Origin of the sequence: Desulfosporosinus nitroreducens (assembly GCF_023897015.1) — a bacterium.
Classification (GTDB): domain Bacteria; phylum Bacillota; class Desulfitobacteriia; order Desulfitobacteriales; family Desulfitobacteriaceae; genus Desulfosporosinus; species Desulfosporosinus nitroreducens.
In genome coordinates, this window is the sequence record NZ_JAMHFY010000001.1 from 348,630 (window position 1) to 366,589 (window position 17,960).

General features: G+C 43.2%; 17 protein-coding genes. All 17 read right to left on the minus strand.

Annotation, left to right across the window (positions count from 1 at the left end; genetic code table 11):
- Nucleotides 1-64: 64 nt before the first annotated feature.
- Nucleotides 65-394, minus strand: coding sequence for a thioredoxin (gene trxA, locus M8E35_RS01940; protein WP_252467045.1), 330 nt, complete (start codon nucleotides 392-394; stop codon nucleotides 65-67).
- Nucleotides 395-420: 26 nt separating this feature from the next.
- Complete coding sequence (locus M8E35_RS01945; protein WP_073030451.1) at nucleotides 421-702, minus strand: metal-sensitive transcriptional regulator; 282 nt, start codon at nucleotides 700-702, stop codon at nucleotides 421-423.
- Nucleotides 703-869: 167 nt separating this feature from the next.
- A complete protein-coding gene (aspS, locus tag M8E35_RS01950; protein WP_252467047.1) occupies nucleotides 870-2,654 on the minus strand; it encodes an aspartate--tRNA ligase in 1,785 nt (594 codons plus the stop codon).
- Between the two features lies 1 nt (nucleotide 2,655).
- Nucleotides 2,656-3,927: a histidine--tRNA ligase gene (gene hisS, locus M8E35_RS01955; RefSeq protein ID WP_252467049.1), complete on the minus strand. Its 1,272-nt coding sequence runs from the start codon at nucleotides 3,925-3,927 to the stop codon at nucleotides 2,656-2,658.
- A gap of 597 nt (nucleotides 3,928-4,524) precedes the next feature.
- Nucleotides 4,525-5,145 carry an MBL fold metallo-hydrolase gene (locus M8E35_RS01960; protein ID WP_252467051.1) on the minus strand — a complete coding sequence of 207 codons (621 nt, stop codon included), beginning with the start codon at nucleotides 5,143-5,145 and terminating at the stop codon, nucleotides 4,525-4,527.
- A 14-nt stretch (nucleotides 5,146-5,159) separates the two neighbouring features.
- Nucleotides 5,160-5,609: a D-aminoacyl-tRNA deacylase gene (dtd, locus tag M8E35_RS01965; protein ID WP_252467052.1), complete on the minus strand. Its 450-nt coding sequence runs from the start codon at nucleotides 5,607-5,609 to the stop codon at nucleotides 5,160-5,162.
- A gap of 1 nt (nucleotide 5,610) precedes the next feature.
- Nucleotides 5,611-7,860: a RelA/SpoT family protein gene (locus M8E35_RS01970; protein WP_289710619.1), complete on the minus strand. Its 2,250-nt coding sequence runs from the start codon at nucleotides 7,858-7,860 to the stop codon at nucleotides 5,611-5,613.
- A 192-nt stretch (nucleotides 7,861-8,052) separates the two neighbouring features.
- Entirely contained in the window at nucleotides 8,053-8,565 is a 513-nt protein-coding gene (locus M8E35_RS01975) for an adenine phosphoribosyltransferase (protein WP_073030407.1), read from the minus strand.
- A 70-nt stretch (nucleotides 8,566-8,635) separates the two neighbouring features.
- Nucleotides 8,636-11,095 (minus strand): single-stranded-DNA-specific exonuclease RecJ, encoded by a 2,460-nt coding sequence (gene recJ, locus M8E35_RS01980; protein ID WP_445012470.1) that lies wholly within the window; start codon nucleotides 11,093-11,095, stop codon nucleotides 8,636-8,638.
- Nucleotides 11,096-11,300: 205 nt separating this feature from the next.
- Entirely contained in the window at nucleotides 11,301-12,296 is a 996-nt protein-coding gene (locus M8E35_RS01985) for a cation diffusion facilitator family transporter (RefSeq protein WP_252467100.1), read from the minus strand.
- A gap of 223 nt (nucleotides 12,297-12,519) precedes the next feature.
- Nucleotides 12,520-12,966, minus strand: a complete 447-nt coding sequence (locus M8E35_RS01990; RefSeq protein ID WP_252467055.1) for a hypothetical protein — start codon at nucleotides 12,964-12,966, stop codon at nucleotides 12,520-12,522.
- A gap of 860 nt (nucleotides 12,967-13,826) precedes the next feature.
- Nucleotides 13,827-13,967: a hypothetical protein gene (locus M8E35_RS01995; RefSeq protein WP_252467056.1), complete on the minus strand. Its 141-nt coding sequence runs from the start codon at nucleotides 13,965-13,967 to the stop codon at nucleotides 13,827-13,829.
- 176 nt (nucleotides 13,968-14,143) lie between these two features.
- Entirely contained in the window at nucleotides 14,144-14,293 is a 150-nt protein-coding gene (locus M8E35_RS02000) for a hypothetical protein (protein WP_252467057.1), read from the minus strand.
- Nucleotides 14,294-14,340: 47 nt separating this feature from the next.
- Nucleotides 14,341-14,466, minus strand: a complete 126-nt coding sequence (locus M8E35_RS26375) for a hypothetical protein (protein WP_034597215.1) — start codon at nucleotides 14,464-14,466, stop codon at nucleotides 14,341-14,343.
- 162 nt (nucleotides 14,467-14,628) lie between these two features.
- Nucleotides 14,629-15,477 (minus strand): polysaccharide deacetylase family protein, encoded by an 849-nt coding sequence (locus M8E35_RS02005; protein ID WP_252467058.1) that lies wholly within the window; start codon nucleotides 15,475-15,477, stop codon nucleotides 14,629-14,631.
- A gap of 236 nt (nucleotides 15,478-15,713) precedes the next feature.
- Nucleotides 15,714-16,661, minus strand: coding sequence for a protein translocase subunit SecF (gene secF, locus M8E35_RS02010; protein ID WP_252467059.1), 948 nt, complete (start codon nucleotides 16,659-16,661; stop codon nucleotides 15,714-15,716).
- Complete coding sequence (secD, locus tag M8E35_RS02015; protein WP_252467060.1) at nucleotides 16,658-17,890, minus strand: protein translocase subunit SecD; 1,233 nt, start codon at nucleotides 17,888-17,890, stop codon at nucleotides 16,658-16,660. Before secD ends, secF begins: the two co-directional genes overlap by 4 nt.
- Nucleotides 17,891-17,960 lie beyond the last annotated feature (70 nt).

Sequence of the window (17,960 nt, forward strand, 5' to 3'; positions counted from 1 at the left end):
AGCCCAAAAAAGCGATGCCCGAAATTGGGCATCGCTTTTTATTATCGGCTTATATTATTGACACTTAGATATGGGCCTCGAGCATTTTGACAAGGTCAGGTTTTCCACGGAAGCCAGTAATTTTGTCAACCATTTTGCCCCCCTTGAAAATAGCCAGTGTAGGTATGCTCATAACTCCATATTCACTAGAGATAGGGCCATTCTCATCGACATTAACCTTCCCGATGGCGATTCGGCCGACATACTCATCAGCAAGTTCATCAATAACAGGAGTAACCATACGACATGGATTACACCAAGGAGCCCAAAAATCGACCAAAACCGCTTGCTCAGACTTCAAAACATCCGATTCAAAATTTGCAGTAGTAAAGGTTTTAACATTTGCACCTGCCATAATAATTCCTCCTAATCAAATATGATTTACTTAATAAATTTAGCGAGCACCCCAATAAGCTCCTCAATCGCAGCTTCCTGGTTATTGTTCTCAACGGCATTGCGCATACATCCCCGTGAATGGTGTTCAAAGACAATAGTGCCAACCCTGTTAAGCGCAGCACGAACTGCTGCCACTTGAATCAAGACATCAACACAATACTTGTCACTGTCAACCATACGTTGAATCCCTTTTACTTGGCCTTCGATTTTTTTAAGCCTGCGTATAAGATCCTCTTTAGATTCTGAATAAGGGGTTGAATTCGTCATGCTATGCATCCTCCGATACCCTAAGGGGGTAGCTACAATAAATATTATAGCTAATGCACTCTTCCCTGTCAACTCGGAAAAGTTACTATTCCTTACAATTCAAGAAGAATTCTTTTAATAAAAAAATATTTTGTTAACTCTCCTCATTGCCCACTCGCTTTGCCTTATCATTTTACACTGGGTAACTCAATATTTGTCCGGATATGCAATTCTTTTAATTGTTTGTCCGCCACTGTCGAAGGAGCATGAGCCATTAAATCTGAGGCACTTTGAGTTTTCGGAAAAGCAATTACGTCTCTTATATTATCTTTTCCAGTTAAGAGCATAATCATTCGATCCAGGCCAAAGGCAATTCCGCCGTGGGGAGGAGTACCATATTCAAAGGCCTCCATAAGAAATCCAAATTGGGCGACAGCCTCTTCCTCAGAAAATCCAAGTAACTTGAATAACCTCTCCTGTACCTCGCGACGATGAATCCGAATACTTCCGCCCCCGAGCTCCGTTCCGTTGAGGACCATGTCATAGGCCTTTGCCCGAACTTTAAGGGGATCAGTCTCGAGAAGATGTAAATCTTCGTCCATCGGTGCAGTAAATTGATGGTGAATAGCGATATGACGTTGTTGTTCCTCATCATATTCCAAGAGTGGGAATTCGGTAACCCATAGGAATTCGAGCAGTCCCTCTTCAATCAGACCTAAACGTTTTGCCAATTCCAAGCGCAGATGCCCCAATGCATCAGAGACGACAGCATAGGTATCTGCCACAAAGAACAAGATATCTCCAGTCTCGGCACGTGTACGTTCAATTAGGGCAGCCATTTCCTCTTCAGTAAAGAATTTAGCAATAGGGGATTTCAGGCCCTCCTCAGCTAAGACGATCCAGGCTAAGCCTTTCGCTCGATAAGTACTGACAAACTTAGCCAGGTCATCGATTTCGCGACGTGGCAAGCCAGCACACCCTTTAGCGCAGATACACTTTACGCTCCCGCCATTTGCCACCGCATTAGCGAATACCTTAAATCCGGTTTTACCCACGAGTTCTCCTACATCGATCAGTTCCATGCCAAAGCGCGTATCCGGTTTGTCTGATCCATAACGTTCCATTGCTTCTTTATATGTTAAACGCGGGAAAGGAACGGTTACAGGTTTCCCAACCGTTTCAGAGAAAATCTCCGTCATTAATTTTTCCATCATGGGAAGTATGTCTTCCACTTCGACAAAAGACATCTCAACATCAAGTTGAGTAAATTCCGGTTGACGATCTGCTCTTAAATCCTCATCCCTGAAACAACGAGCAATTTGAAAATACTTCTCCATACCGCCTACCATGAGAAGTTGCTTATATATTTGGGGGGACTGTGGTAAGGCATAAAACTCACCTGGGTGAACACGGCTGGGAACAAGATAATCTCGTGCCCCCTCAGGCGTAGATTTATTAAGCATGGGAGTTTCGATTTCATAAAAACCTTGACGGTCAAAGAAATTACGCATGATCTGAGTGACTCGATGCCGAATCTTGAATATGGTCTGCATTTCAGGTCGACGCAAATCCAAATAACGATATTTTAGACGCACTGTCTCGTCTACATCCACTTGATCTACAAGATAGTAAGGAGGAGTTTTAGCTCCATTTAAGACATCCAATGTCTGTGCCGCGATCTCAATTTTGCCTGTTGCCAGGTTTGGATTAATCATTCCTTCTGGGCGAGCAATCACTTGCCCAAGGATAGAGACAACGAACTCTGAACGCAAGCTTTCCGCCGTGGAAAATCCTTCTCCCATCTTCTCTGGGTCAAAAACAACTTGAACAATACCTGTACGATCTCGCAGATCAACGAAAATTAAACCTCCGTGGTCACGACGGCGCTGAACCCATCCTAACAAACGAACGGTCTCTCCCACTTTTGCTAATCCTAGCTGCCCATTTTCAACACGTTCTGAAAATACTGTCATGTTAAACACCTCTCTGATACTTCTTGTTTATTTCTTCAACTGCGTCCACCAGTGAAACTTCCATTTGCTCGCCGAGTGTTAAATCACGAATGACAAGCACCTTTCGAGCAAGCTCTTCTTCACCAAGAATTAAGGCATAGCGTACGCCTTGTCGATTGGCTGATTTAAGTTGGTTTTTTAGACTTCGACCGAGCAAATCCATACCCACAGGCATCCCTTGGCTGCGCAAGGCACTCAGAAGAGCAAAGCCCTCGATTTGGGCTTGTTCACCCCAGGCAATCAACATAGCAAATAGTTTAGGCTTTTCTTCCGGCAGCTTATGTTGTACTTGCAGGGCTGCTAAAACACGTTCAATCCCCATAGCGAATCCAATTCCCGGAGTTGGCGGTCCGCCGATTTCTTCAACCAGCTTATCATACCTGCCGCCCCCACAAATGGCACTCTGCGCTCCAATTTCTTCGACCATGACTTCGAAAGCTGTTTTCGTGTAATAATCAAGTCCTCTTACCAAGCGTGGATTAACTCGATAGACCACTCCGGCCCTGCCTAAGATAGCCAGAACTTTCTCGAAGTGAGTACTGCAGTCCTCACAAAGGGTGTCCTTTGTTGTCGGCGCCCCAACGGTCTCTTCTTGACAAGAGGGGTTCTTGCAATCTAGTATGCGCAATGGATTTCGTTCAAAACGTTCTTGGCAATCGTTACATAATTTACTTTTTCGAGCAGCCAGAAATTCCTGCAGTTGTTCACGGTGCCTTGCGCGGCAAATTGGGCATCCGACAGAATTGACATGGACCTCAAGCCCAATTAGTCCAAGTCGTTTATATAAATTCCAGACTAAGCTAATGACTTCTGCGTCCACGATCGGTTGGTCTGCACCCAAAACTTCAATCCCAAACTGATGGAACTGGCGAAAACGACCGCTTTGTGGCCGCTCATACCGAAACATAGGGCCAATATAGTACAATTTCATCGGCTGTGGTTGGCCATAAAGCTTGTCCTCCACATACGCACGGCAGACCGAAGCAGTCATCTCCGGACGCAGGGTCATTGATCGATCCCCTTTGTCTTGGAAGGTGTACATTTCTTTCTTAACAATATCCGTAGTTTGCCCAACACCCCTTTGAAAAAGTTCTGTCGCTTCAAACATCGGCGTCCGAATCTCTTCATACCCATATTCGCGGCAAACTGAGCGAATAGTTTCTTCGAGATATTGCCATTGTTCGATTGTACCTGGCAATAGATCTTGAGTCCCTTTTGGACGCTGAATCGCCATGCAAATTCCTCCTTAAATTATAGTTCAAAAAATGGCTTGGCTGGCACTTATAGAAAAAAAGCCCTCGTTCCTTGCTTTGCGCAAGGGACGAGAACTTCTCGCGGTGCCACCCTAATTGACGGTATTCTTCCGCCCACTTTTCAGTCGTTAACGAGACTATCCGATGCAAAGATACTCTTCTTTAGGGTGTCCTACCGTGTGTCTCTCAGGCTAGTTCCAGTCTTGCAAGCCCTCCCTGGAGAAAGATTAACCCGGAATTTTCCAAAAGGTTTCGTGAGTATTCTACATTTATTACGTTGTTTCAATGAATAACGCCTATATCTTTATATTTTACCAAATACGATCGTTATTTGTCAATAATTATTTGGTTATTTCTGTAAATAGATTATTTCCCCCACGACCGATAGTAAGTCCCACCAAATGATGCGCTCTTTAATCCGGATTAATCGCTCCAAGCTCCTGGATAACATCTTCTAAGATTAGTTCGGATTCCTCTGTGGTAGTAATTTTCACTGAATCAAGAATATTTGTATATCCCATCGCCAAGGATAGCTTAGTGCCGCGGTGCCATGGATGGCAACACTGAATCAAGAAATTTTATACCAAAAAGGGATTGTCCCGTTTTTCTTCTCCGATACTGGTCTCTTCACCATGACCAGGAAAAACTCGGGTATCTTCTGGGAGAATCAAGAGTTTTTTCTTGACTCCATCTAAAAGCTGATTCATTGATCCTCCCGGGAAATCAGTTCGCCCAATCGACCCGGCAAAAAGCGTATCTCCGCTAAACAGCCCTTCAGAACATAAGAAACATACCCCTCCAGGAGAATGTCCCGGAGTTGCTATGACTTTGATTCGTTCTTTGCCAATCATAAGTTCTTGTCCATCCTGAAGCAGGATATCCGCTTTCTTAAGTACAAGTCTGCTTCCCACATAACTAGAGAGGTTCTTCTTGTCATCTGTTAACATCCCTGCATCATCCGCATGAATCCCTACCAAGACATCCCCCAATAGTTCTCTAAGTTCATCTACGGCACCAATGTGATCCACATGCCCATGGGTAATCAGAATATAATCTACCTTTAGACCCTTCTCCATAACCCAACGATAAATCCTTTTCCCATCTGCGCCGGGGTCGATGACCACAGCTTTCTTAGTTTCCGCACAATAGAACAAATAACAATTTGCTCCCATGGCACCCATAGCTTGCGCTTCAATCATCAAACATTACCTCCTTAAAACTTTTTCTTACTGTCTAAAAGTATCGTCACAGGTCCATCGTTGACCAATTCAACGTCCATCTCTGCTTGGAAAATTCCCGTCTCCACTTTTATTCCATAACTGCGCATTCCGGCAACGCTGCGTTCGAATAGATCCTTAGCTTGTTCAGGTGGTGCAGCTGCCGTAAAACTAGGGCGTTTCCCTTTACGGCAATCACCATAAAGTGTAAATTGAGAAACTACAAGAATTTCTCCGCCTGTATCCAGTACGGAGCAATTCATTTTCCCTCCTTGATCTTCAAAAATTCGCAACCCTACAATTTTTTCAATCATCCAGCTTATGTCGTCTGCTCCGTCTTCTTGTCCAACTGCCAGCAGGACTAAAAGTCCGGCAGCTATGATTCCTACTTTTTCACCGTCCACGGTTACCGAGGCGCGTTTAACGCGCTGTACAACACTGCGCATCTTAACTTTCTCCCGTATGGATTCGCTTGACTTCCGTGATGTCTTTAACCTTACGAATTTTATGCATCACCATTTTAAGCTGTTCCACATTTCTAATCTCAATTCTCAACTGGATATGGGCAACGTCGCCTTTTCCCACTCGGGCATTAATCCCTAGAATATGTGTCCGAGTATCTAAAACCGTATTCATGACCTCTGTGACCAAACGCGGCTTGTCTCTCCCATAGATTTGAATGTCTACAGGATAAGTGGAATCCACTTGTTCTGCCCACATAACTTCTACGATTCGATCACTCTCGTCTTCAGAGTGGCTTAGTACATTGCTGCAATCCCCGCGATGAATGGAAACCCCGCGCCCTCGGGTAATATAACCCATTATCGCATCCCCCGGCAGAGGGTTGCAACACTGTGCGAAACGAATCAATACGTTATCCACGCCTTTGACCCTCACCCCATGCGTTGCTTTGCCATACGAAACCTGAGTTGGTGCTTTGCCTTCCCCTTGCTGGAGTGCTGCCAGCTGTACCTTTTCTCGTTCTTCTTTAGTGAGATCCTCGCGCAAGCGCATCAAGACTTTATTTGGGGTGAGTACACCGTCCCCAATTGAGGCGTATAAATCATCCAGACCTACAAAGTTTTGGGTCTTGCCAATCGCCATGAGGCTTTCAGGTTTAAGAACAGCTGCGGGATCCAGCCCCAGCTTGCGGACCTCACGTTCCAAGCTCTCACGTCCACGAATGATATTATCCTCTCGTTGCTCTTTCTTGAACCATTGGCGAATCCGATTCTTGGCCTGGGACGTTTTAACAAAAGACAACCAATCTCGACTAGGTGCTCCCCCTTGCTTTGAGGTAAGTATTTCTAAAATATCTCCGTTATTCAGCTTTGTCTCGAGCGGAACAATCCGCCCGTTAATCTTGGCACCTATGCAACGGTGCCCAACGTCTGTATGAACGCGATAAGCAAAATCAACTGGACATGAATCTGCGGGAAGTTCCACCACATCTCCCTTGGGAGTAAATACAAAAACTGTGTCTGCAAACAAGTCTATTTTCAACGACTCCATAAATTCTCCGGCATCCCGAGAATCATGTTGCCACTCCAGAAGTTGACGCAACCAAGAGAGTTTTTGATCAAAATTTACGCTCGCTGTTTTATTTCCACAGTCTTTATTACTTGTTGACTTATTACTCGTTGACTTGTTAGCACATTCATTATTGCTTCCTTCTTTATATTTCCAATGGGCAGCAATCCCGTATTCTGACGTACGGTGCATCTCACAGGTCCTGATCTGAATTTCAAAGGGCTCTCCATGAAGTCCAATCAAGGTAGTATGCAATGACTGATACATATTTGGTTTAGGCATGGCAATATAATCCTTAAAGCGACCAGGGATCGGCTTCCACATTGTGTGAATGATCCCTAATGCACCGTAACAATCGTTGACGGAGTCCACAATGACTCGAATCGCCATGAGGTCGTAGATTTCGCTTAGTTCTTTGTGCTGAGTAGACATTTTACGATAGATACTGTAAAAATGCTTAGGACGACCCGCAATGTCCGCATATATTTCTACTTCATCTAGTCTGTCTCGCATTTGCACTATAACTTCGTTAATATAGGCTTCGCGCTCCCGGCGTTTGAGGGCAATTCCTTCGACTAAATCATAATACTCCTGTGGTTTTAGATATCGAAACGAAAGATCTTCCAGCTCCCATTTAATCCGAAAAATCCCCAAGCGGTTAGCCAACGGAGCAAAAATCTCCAAGGTTTCTTGGGCAATTTCTTTTTGCTTTTTCTCTGAATGATATTTCAGGGTTCGCATATTATGAAGGCGGTCAGCAAGTTTAATGAGTATAACACGGATATCCTTGGCCATCGCCAAAAACATCTTGCGTAGATTTTCTACTTGTTGCTCCACCTTGCTTTTGTACTCAATCCGGCCAAGTTTAGTCACACCGTCAACAAGCAACGCGATTTCTGCGCCAAATGCCTTCTCAATATCCTGAATGGTAAATTCCGTATCCTCCACGACATCATGAAGCAGAGCGGCCGCAATGGTTGCTTCATCCATTTCAAGTTCAACCAAAATTTGAGCAACTTCCAAGGGATGCAGAATATAATCTTCCCCAGAGTTGCGCAGTTGGTTCCTATGAGCCACTTCAGCAAACTGATATGCCTTATCCACAATAGCCAGACGTGCCTCTGGAGATTTCTTTTTCATTTTTACCATTAATTCTGCGAAGGACATCGGTGAACTCCTCTCATCTGCCAATAACGCTCGATTACAGAAAACCTGGCTGGCGCCCGAAGACACTGTCTTTGCAAGTGTTAACTTAGCGGAGAAGCCCCAGCCGTGGGTGTATCCTTATTCGCACTTATGCTTAGAAAGTATATAACGCAAGTTCATACCTTCTATGCATGAGTAACAACTTCGCCAAATCTAATACTCTGCCAAAGAAAAAACAGGGTAATCCTCCAACTTCTCCCGACCGTTTAAGAACGTTAGTTCAATTAGGAAGCCTAATCCAACTACATCTGCCCCAATCTTTTTCAGTAAGTTTGCGGTCGCAAGCATTGTTCCCCCAGTTGCTAACAGATCATCCACAACAACTACTCGTTGGCCAGGTTTGATAGCATCTGCATGGACTTCTAACGTATCAAACCCATATTCTAAAGCATAGGTTTCACCAATCGTTTGAGCCGGCAATTTACCCGGTTTACGAACTGGAACAAAGCCGATTCCTAAGGCATAGGCCACAGGTGCACCAAATAAGAAGCCACGTGCTTCGGGGCCGACAATCACGTCAGGCTGCCACGGCTTAATTTTTTCTACCAGGGCGTTAATAGCGGCATGATAAACTTCGCCGTTTTTCATAAGAGTTGTAATGTCCTTATACGAAATTCCCTCCTTGGGGAAATCGGAAATTACGCGAATATGATCCCTGAAATCCATGATCTTTACGCCACCTTTCTTTTGATGCAAACAACTTAGATAATTGTACCTAAACTTAAAAATTTTCCGGTCAGTAAAGTTTCTTTAATTGAATAGACGAGACGAGCAGTTGATTTTGAAATTTTAATGCTCTATCCAACCGTTCTTTTGCTAAACGATAGCGTAAAGATGATTCCAGTTCTAATTTGCTTTGAGCTGGAATCCATTCCAAGACAATCTCATCCGTCCCGCCAAGGCATCGGATGAGCCCCAACTCCTCCAATACTTTTAATCCGACTTTCTCTTTAGCCAAAATTTTCAGATCTGTACCCCAACGAAAAGGATTAGCCCTGCTCGATTTAGCAAGCAACTCTCGATATAATTTTACCAGCTCTTCGCGAGCTATGTAACAACAACGCTGACGAACTCTTTCCTCAAGTGGGGCTTGAAATCCTGCAAGTGCAATACGAAATATACCTAATCTCCGCAGTTTTTCGACGCCTTCTCTAAAATCCTCCTCCGTAAGCGGAAGACCGAACATCAACCCGAGACTTTGATTCACTTTTCCATCCTCATCCTGATTCAAAGGATTGGCCTCAGAACGTTCTCCTTGAGTATGTTGGCTACTAGCCAAATCATTCCCAAGTCGAAGAGTCGGCATACTCCCAGTGTTGTCCCAAATCCATAATCGTTGATTATATTTTATAGGCCACTCTTTTTGAGGCAAATCTCTCCAGTCCAGCCATTCAATTTCAATTTCCTCATTTGCGACCGCAATTTCCTGATATGCTGTTGGACCGGCCTCATTTATAGTTGGCCGATTCAGCCAATTCGCTTCAGTCTGAATATCTTTGATCATTAATTGAACATTTTCTTGACCTCGAAAAGTATTCCAATCCAGAACAAATGCTGCATCTAATGTCAGTTTATCCTTCAGCTCATTCAAACGTTCTCCTAACCTAAAAGCAATTCCTTCTAGCTCTCCCTTCGATCCAAAGCGAAATTTAAGATGACTTTGGTCTTTTCCTACAGTACTTAGGGAATGCACAGGAATTTCTTTACTGGCCAAAACCGGGCCTGGATTGCCAAACCCAAACGGTGCCATTAGGTCGAGTTGACGAAGTAAATCCCCGGAAACAGCATCGAGAGCAACTTGAGAATCAATTCTTAAGACTTCATGGAAGAGAGTTTCATCAAAAGCTAAAGCTTGTTCATTCAGTCCTTCTCTAAGTTTTTCGATATTTTTTGCAGGGAGAGAAAAACCGGCGGCTTGTTTATGTCCTCCAAACTTTGTCAGCAGATGTGCTTGTGTGCTCAACTGTTCTAATACGGGATAACCCGCAATGCCACGCGCCGAGCCCTTGGCTTCTTCTCCGTCTTCCGAAATTATAAAGACTGGACGATAATACCGTTCTACCAAACGGGAAGCTACAATCCCTACAACTCCGTGGTGCCAATGGTCTGTCGAAAGTACGATCACTCGCGGCAGCGGTTCACGTTCCAATAAGGAAATCGCTTCTGCTAAAATTTCCTTCTCGGTTTCTTGGCGCGATTGGTTTTCCTGAGTTAACTGACGAGCAAGTTCACCCGCTCGCTCAGCATCCTCCGTCAGAAGAAGTTCCAGACCTGCTCGGGCACTGTCCATACGTCCTGCCGCATTAATTCTAGGCGCGACCATAAAGCCAATTTGTCCTGCTTTAAGGGTTTTATCCTTTAACCCACACTCCTCGATAAGAGCTGCCAGTCCAGGATGATTCGTCTCCTCCATTTGGCGAAGTCCATAATGAACTAAGACCCGGTTTTCGCCAATTAAAGGGACTAGATCTGCAATCGTACCTAAAGCCACCAGATCTAAGAGTTTGATTTCAGAGTGTATGCCTGTTTCATCGTTCCCTAAAGATTGCAATAAAGCTTGGGCCAATTTAAACGCTACACCAACCCCGGCCAAATCCCTAAAGGGATAGCCCGAATTCTCAAGCTTAGGATTTATAATAGCAAAAGCCTTTGGTAAAACTTTTAGCGGTTCATGGTGATCTGTAATAATGACGTCAATATTAAGAGTTTTAGCCAATTCCACTTCCACGACTGCTGTAACCCCACAGTCAACTGTAATAAGAACACTTACACCCGCCTTAGCTGCCCGTTCAACAGCCTCAGAATGGAGACCATAGCCTTCGTCTTGGCGGTGTGGAATATAGGCCACAGCCTGTAACCCCAAATCAATTAGAACTTTGTATAGTAACGTGGTACTCGTAACTCCATCCACGTCATAATCACCATAGATAAGGACCTTTTCCTTGCGCTCTAAGGCTAAAGACAATCGCTCAACCGCTTTTAACATGTCGCAAAAACAAAACGGTGAGATCAGATTTAAGAGGGTTGGGCGCATAAATTCAATAGCCTCTTCAGGCTGTTGATAGCCTCTTTGAATTAATATTTCTGAGACAACCGGAGAAATCCCTAAAAAATCGCGGAGTTTTTCTGTCATTCGTCCGGAAGAATGCTGTACAGACCATAATCGTTTCACAAATATACTCCCCCAGGCTTTCATTATAAAACAGAGCTAAAATTGCAGCAACCATTATCGATATTCTCGACGTTTAATATTCGAAGTTCGGACTTGAAGCTCACCTTAGAATTTATCCTTCAAATAATGGGAAACACTACTCAAATGGAATCTGAAAAGCTCTCAAATTATACAACGATAATATCAAAGACCAGCCATCCAGCATACAAATCATTAAAAGTTGTAGCTCTTAGATCTCGCTCTCTGACTTCCAGTCTCTGACCTCCGACCCCTGCTCCGGCTTCCGCACTTGGCAACTCTGACAAGAGGAAGTCAATCCTTCCTCAACCGGACATTCCACATCTCTGTTGCTGCAAGGTTCTGCATGAATCAAGACATAAGTTATATACAATCTCTCATTAATCTCTTTTTCTATCCTGTCACACAAATCATGAACGTCAACAACTGGAGTATATTTAGCAACGACCAAATGCAAATCAACATGTCTTTCTGCTCCGGCCTTACGAGTCCGGAGTTTATGAAATTCAACAAATTCATCCTCATAGCGTTGCAGTACTTCAGCAATAATCTCACGTTCTTCATCCGGCAAACTGACATCAACCAGCGGTGCAAAAGCCTTCTTTGTTAAATCAATTGATGCCTTTATAATCATAAACGCAACTCCAAGCGCGATGATAGGATCTATTATGGTCCAACCCGTTAGCTTGATTAAGAGCAACCCCACCAATACTCCTAATGATGTATACACATCTGTCCTCAAATGCAAGGCATCCGCCTCAAGAGCCACAGAGTCAGTTCGCTTGGCGACTTTCATAAGCCGTGTGGAGACAATCCAATTCATGATCGCTGAAACGCCCATGATTAACACACCTAAGCCCAAGCCAAAATCTGTGACATGTCCACCATTGCCGTAAATAATTTCTTGGATTTTCTTAATCGCTTCAATGATTATCATTAGCGCTGCCACAAATATCAAAGCAGCTTCGATCGTACCGGAAACATTTTCTATCTTTCCATGTCCGTAGGCATGGCATGAATCTGCAGGCTTCCCAGACTCTTTCACCGCAAAGAGTGCAATAAAGGCCGCCACTAGATCGATACCAGAATGAATCCCTTCCGACAAGATACTAACCGACCCACTTACTAACCCAACTATCACCTTAGTTAAGGTTAATATAATGTTCGAAGCAACTGATAATGAGGCCACCTGTGTCTTTTCATCCACGACTGCACTCTCCTCACTGACTAGTATATGGTAAATCAGACTAAAGTACATAAAAATAGGACCCCTTACAAAAAGGTAGTCCCGCAGATTCCTCCGCTGCTCCAAAAGCTGAAGCCCAGCTATATGCCTGACAATAATAAGTTTATGTATAAGATAACAAATATTAAACGTAATAGCAAGGTTTTGTTTTGGGTTTTTCCGGATAATGGAAAGGATTTCAGGATTAAATTGTTAAAAAGTTTCCGTAAATAATCCATCCCAATCCCAAGATTATTCGCAAAAATGTTGGCGCGAAACTCCATAATATCTGTTTTTTGCTACCTTTAGGAATAATACCTGTGCCGAATACTAAGGCCCATAGGATTATAGCAATAACTGGCGTTGCAAAGGCCCCGAGTAAAACCAAGCTGGTCAATCCGCCTATAAGCCCGCCTACAATCTTGCTTTTATTAGCTTTTTTTCCAATAGTAAGAAGGAGCAGGATTCCAACGGTTCCACCTGCTAACATGGGAATTTCCCATTGCCAAAACATTGTTGCGTCATGGAAAAGATAGTTTATCCCACTTAAAGCGACTGTTGCCGCAACAGTTCCCAAAATCCCTCCAAAAAAAATCATTCCTGCGCAAAGAAGAAGTATTCCCTCGAGTAATACCAGTTGAATGAATTCCAAGAAACCTCTCTCCCCCAACACTATGTTCGTAGTAGTATATCCCAGTAATAACCAATCTAATCTTAAGGGAAATCTAGCTCTCTAAGGGTAAACTGCAATCACGACATCAATTACCATTATTTGGAACATTAATTCCATTATCTTCATATTCTGTATTATGGTAGATCTAATTATAGCTGCTAGCCTACAGTAAATGAAAACGATAATTTGAAGGAGGTTTTAACTATGTGGTGGGGACGTTGGGGTTTTCCTTGGTTTGGCTTCGGCCCTTGGTTTGGTTTCGGTCCTTGGTGGGGTTTTCGCCGTTGGTGGTGGTAAGCCTTAATGGGTAAACCTTTTTCATTTATGTAATCGTATGCTTATCATTTTACTTTTCGTCCATTCTTGACCGTTCTTAATCTACTAAATGGCGCTGCCCCCAATATGCAGGGCCATTTAGCTATTTTAAAGGAGTTAGCCGTCTGCTTAAAATATAGAATTTTTTAAGCAGACGGCTAGTGGTTTAGGCAATAAAACCCAAAACTAGAGGACCCCTTATCACAGTGCTCCTCTACATCACCTTTTTGAGAAAGCTTAGAAAATAACTCCCAAGGCGATCAGAATCAAAACGGCAATAGCTATAATTCCAGCACCAGTGCCAACACCAACACCAGCTGCACCATATCCGTACATGAACTCACCTCCAAATGCGAACTATTGAATGCCACCATTTTCAAAATCTTTTTTATTAGAATACGATACCCATAGCAATGAGCAAAAGAATGATAACAACCACGATGGCAATTCCTGCGCCTACTCCAGCTCCACCTGCTCCAAACATACTTATGACCCCCCTTATAAATTAGTTAGATTTTGATCGTCTAGAATATTACGCCTAAGGCAATTAAAATCAAAATTGCGATAGCGATAATGCCTGCTCCGACTGCACTGCCTACTGGGGCAACTGGTGGGCAACAAGCTCCTGCATACCCTGCGCCTGCTCCGTATCCATATCCGTACATAATATTTCCCCCTTATATCTATAAATTAAATCTAGCGAATTTGTTTAAAAAACGATCCCCATTGCGATAAGCAAAAGGATGATTACTACGACTATGGCAATTCCTGCGCCAACTCCGGCTCCACCTGCTCCAAACATACTAATGACCTCCCTTAAAATCTACTTAGACTTAAATTTTTAGAATATAACGCCTAAGGCAATTAAGATCAGAATTGCGATAGCGATGATGCCTGCTCCGATTGCACTCCCTACTGGTGCAACTGGGGCAACTGGCGGGCAACAAGCTCCTGCATACCCTGCCCCTGCTCCGTATCCATATCCGTACATAATATTTCCCCCTTATATCTTAATTTCTAGAAGTTTAGGACCCTTTTTTAAAAAACGATACCCATAGCGATTAACAAAAGAATGATTACTACAACTACAGCAATCCCAGGTAGGAAATTAGGTCCACATCCAACACCTTCGACACCTTCAACTGCACCAATACCATATGCCATAACAGCGACCTCCTTATTCCGATATTTTCCGTTTTTCTTGGGCTCACAGTAAGATATGTAAAAAGATCCTAAAGTGTTAATATCTTCCATTAAAATAGTTTTGAATATATAAAGACTCTCCAATCTCTGGAGAGCCTTTATATAAGAGTCCTTAATCTTCACTTAATAGTTTGGTTCTTGAAGTCGTCGGGCAAATTCGTTCAGTCCCATATTAGCGAAACAATAAACACGTTGCAAATGCCATTCATCGAGATTAAGGTCAGCCCAACCCCGATCTGTAGTAAAAGCCATTAAATACCCTGTTTGTTTTACCGCTTGTGCCACATCACCGTTCAAATCTCCGTAAGGATAGGCAAAAAATCCCACAGACTTTCCGAGACCCTTTTCAAGTGTTTCCTTAGAATCCATTAGCTCGTTTAACACTATGGTCATATCCACTTGAGACAAATATGGGTGATTAACTGTATGCCCTTCAATTTCCCATCCATTGGCTGATAATTCTCTAAGCTGGGGCCATGACATAAATCCCTCTCCGCCAATATAGCTGGACACCATGAAGACTGCAGCAGTAAATCCATACTTTTTTACGATAGGGAAAGCAGTCGCATAATTATCTTCGTAACCGTCATCAAATGTAATCACAATTGGTTTTTGGGGGAGAACCCCACCCTTATAAAATGCCTGGTATAACTGATCCAATGTAACGCTCTCGTACCCCTTTTCCTGCAAGTAGGCCATTTGCGCCTCAAACTGGTCAGGAGGCATTCTCACTTCATTTCCCTTCTCTAGCATGACCGAATGATAGTATAAGACAGGCACTACTTGTGCATTTTGGTTGCTTGGTGATTTTAACGTGTTTAGTAATTTGCCCGATGTCGTGCTTGGAGTGCTTGAATCTAATTGAGTCTGTGAAATAGAGCTTGAGGGCTTCTCCCCACCACAACCACTGATTCCAATGACAAGCACTTGTAAAAAGACAATTAAAAATATCTTTCCAATAACTTTTTTCACATTGATAAACTCCTTTATGCTTAAACAAAGATTACTTCAACTTAAATAAAATAATTACTTTATTTAACTATTTTATCATATTATTTGTCTTCACTGTCTTTCATCTGCCATATTTATTTTAAATAAATCTTTGGTAAAGGGTTAAATTGAAACGTTTAAAACTTTTAAATTTAAAAAAGAGATCTCAAGAATAATTACATCTCGAGATCTCTTTTTCATTAAACCGTACTTAGTATTTAAGCGCGAACTGCTTTACCGCCTCTACGCGATTTCCTCATACGTTGCTTAATTTCTAATAGAATTGGGCTAGCTATAAAGATAGAGGAGTAAGCTCCAACAAATACCCCAATCAACATGGCTAAGGAGAATAATTTTGTTGATTCACCGCCGAAGATAAATATTGAGAGCAGGGCGATCAGTACTGTTAGGGACGTGTTAATGGATCGGCGCATGGTCTGCCATACAGATTTATCTGCCATATCTTCATAACTGTCTGCCCGCTTCATCTTCGCTTCGTTCTCACGGATTCGGTCAAAGATGATTACGGTATCGTTGATCGAATATCCAAAAACGGTTAAGATCGCCGCTACAAATGTCGAATCGATTTCCCATTGGAGCAGCGAAAAAGCACCGACGACTATTAAAACATCGTGTAACAAGGCGATAATCGCAGAGATTGCGAAAACAAACTGAAACCTAATTGTAATATAGCCAATCATCAAACCAATAGCGATGAGTAATGCCCATAAAGCATTTCTGGTCAGCTCTTGCCCCATCGCTGGGCCCACTTTATCGTCTCCAAGAGAATTTTTATCATATTCTGCGACATTGGTTTCCAAGGCTGCTAATAATTCATTGCGTTTTTCCTCTTCGAGCGCTTCCGTTCGTATTAAGGCCGAAGTATCCCCATTAGACAATTGCACCGGTCCTTCAAGTCCCACCGATTTCATCGTATCTGTAATCGCAGCTTGGGTCACCGGCTTGTTGAAGGTTATATCGAGCATTGAACCGCCCTTAAAGTCAATTCCTAAATTAAGTCCCTGCATGAAAAGAGAAATAATTCCAGGGATCAAAACTAATAACGAAAGAGCAAACCACCAATATCGTCTCTTCATAATGTTAAAGTAAAGTGGGTGGACTTTCTTTACTTCCTCGTAAGTCGCTGGATGTCCAGTTTTCATCATGCATCCCCCCTTACGCCAAACCATATTGTTTTCATTTTCGGGTTAGCTCCCACAATCCACCGCAGCACTTGTCGAGTAAAGGTAATACCGGTAAACAGGGTAACAATAATCCCTATGCCTAAGGTCAAAGCAAACCCTTGGATGGCACCTGTCCCAAAGTAGAAAAGAGTTATAGCCGCGATAAGGGTTGTTACATGGGCATCTATAACTGTGATAAATGCTCGGCTAAAGCCCGATTCTACACCAGCCCGCAGGGATTTACCAGCTCTTATTTCTTCTTTTACCCGTTCATAAATAATGATGTTAAAGTCCACGGCCATCCCGACCGAGAGAATAAACCCTGCGATACCTGGTAGCGTCAACACGACTCTAAACATCCAGAAAATCCAAAGAACTATGAGAGCATAGACGAACAACGAAAGATTCGCGACAGCCCCTGGTACACGATAGAAGATTAACATAAATAAGAAGATAAAGATCACACCATATGCGCCAGCATAAATACTTTTATTCAAGGAGTCTACCCCTAAAGATGCTCCTACCTGACGTTTTTCTGCAATCGACATGCTTACTGGTAATGAACCTGAACGCATGAGCACCGCATCATTTGCTGCCTCTTCTAGGGTCGCGTACCCTGTGATCTCCGCTTGACCGTTAAGAATTGGTGTATTAACGGTTGGATTTGTTAATAGATCTTCATCAAGATAAACACCTAGTCTTTGACCAATTAACTGGGTCGTTAATTCACCAAACTTTTTTGCTCCTTCAGATGAAAAGGATAAATTAACAACGTATCCACTAGCCTGACCTTGTCCGCCCTTAGCGTCCTTGAGGTCATCCCCCTCTAATACGATATTTCCTTGTGGATCCCTAAAGGTTAACTTAGCTGTCGTTTTCAAGATATCGACTGCTTTGTCCGGGTCGGTGACCCCGGCCAGATCGATCACGATTCGCTTTTTATCATAATCCGATTGAACTATAGGTTCAGATACCCCCAGATCATTGACCCTCTTCTCGATGATTGCTTTCGCTTTGTCTATATCATCGTTGGTAATTGGAGTGCCATCCTCGTTTGGCTCGGCTTGCAACACTAAATGCACTCCACCACGTAGGTCAAGTCCCAACAGGATGCCCTTTTCGGGATCCATTAGAGGTTTAATCGATAGTGCAACAGCTGCTACCACTAAAAGCACTAATGCCACCAGCTTGATGATGTTTCCCCGTCTCATCTGCTTTCCTCCCTTTTAATTTGAATGGGACTTGCCCATGCCAAACTCCATTATAAAACTTTCAAGTTTG

Excerpts from the sequence above, each read along its gene's own strand:
- trxA (WP_252467045.1), bottom strand. The coding sequence starts at position 394 with ATGGCAGGTGCAAATGTTAAAACCTTTACTACTGCAAATTTTGAATCG.
- M8E35_RS01945 (WP_073030451.1), bottom strand. The coding sequence starts at position 702 with ATGACGAATTCAACCCCTTATTCAGAATCTAAAGAGGATCTTATACGC.
- aspS (WP_252467047.1), bottom strand. The coding sequence starts at position 2,654 with ATGACAGTATTTTCAGAACGTGTTGAAAATGGGCAGCTAGGATTAGCA.
- hisS (WP_252467049.1), bottom strand. The coding sequence starts at position 3,927 with ATGGCGATTCAGCGTCCAAAAGGGACTCAAGATCTATTGCCAGGTACA.
- M8E35_RS01960 (WP_252467051.1), bottom strand. The coding sequence starts at position 5,145 with ATGATTGAAGCGCAAGCTATGGGTGCCATGGGAGCAAATTGTTATTTG.
- dtd (WP_252467052.1), bottom strand. The coding sequence starts at position 5,609 with ATGCGCAGTGTTGTACAGCGCGTTAAACGCGCCTCGGTAACCGTGGAC.
- M8E35_RS01970 (WP_289710619.1), bottom strand. The coding sequence starts at position 7,860 with ATGTCCTTCGCAGAATTAATGGTAAAAATGAAAAAGAAATCTCCAGAG.
- M8E35_RS01975 (WP_073030407.1), bottom strand. The coding sequence starts at position 8,565 with ATGGATTTCAGGGATCATATTCGCGTAATTTCCGATTTCCCCAAGGAG.
- recJ (WP_445012470.1), bottom strand. The coding sequence starts at position 11,095 with ATGAAAGCCTGGGGGAGTATATTTGTGAAACGATTATGGTCTGTACAG.
- M8E35_RS01995 (WP_252467056.1), bottom strand. The coding sequence starts at position 13,967 with ATGTACGGATATGGATACGGAGCAGGCGCAGGGTATGCAGGAGCTTGT.
- M8E35_RS02000 (WP_252467057.1), bottom strand. The coding sequence starts at position 14,293 with ATGTACGGATATGGATACGGAGCAGGGGCAGGGTATGCAGGAGCTTGT.
- M8E35_RS26375 (WP_034597215.1), bottom strand. The coding sequence starts at position 14,466 with ATGGCATATGGTATTGGTGCAGTTGAAGGTGTCGAAGGTGTTGGATGT.
- secF (WP_252467059.1), bottom strand. The coding sequence starts at position 16,661 with ATGATGAAAACTGGACATCCAGCGACTTACGAGGAAGTAAAGAAAGTC.
- secD (WP_252467060.1), bottom strand. The coding sequence starts at position 17,890 with ATGAGACGGGGAAACATCATCAAGCTGGTGGCATTAGTGCTTTTAGTG.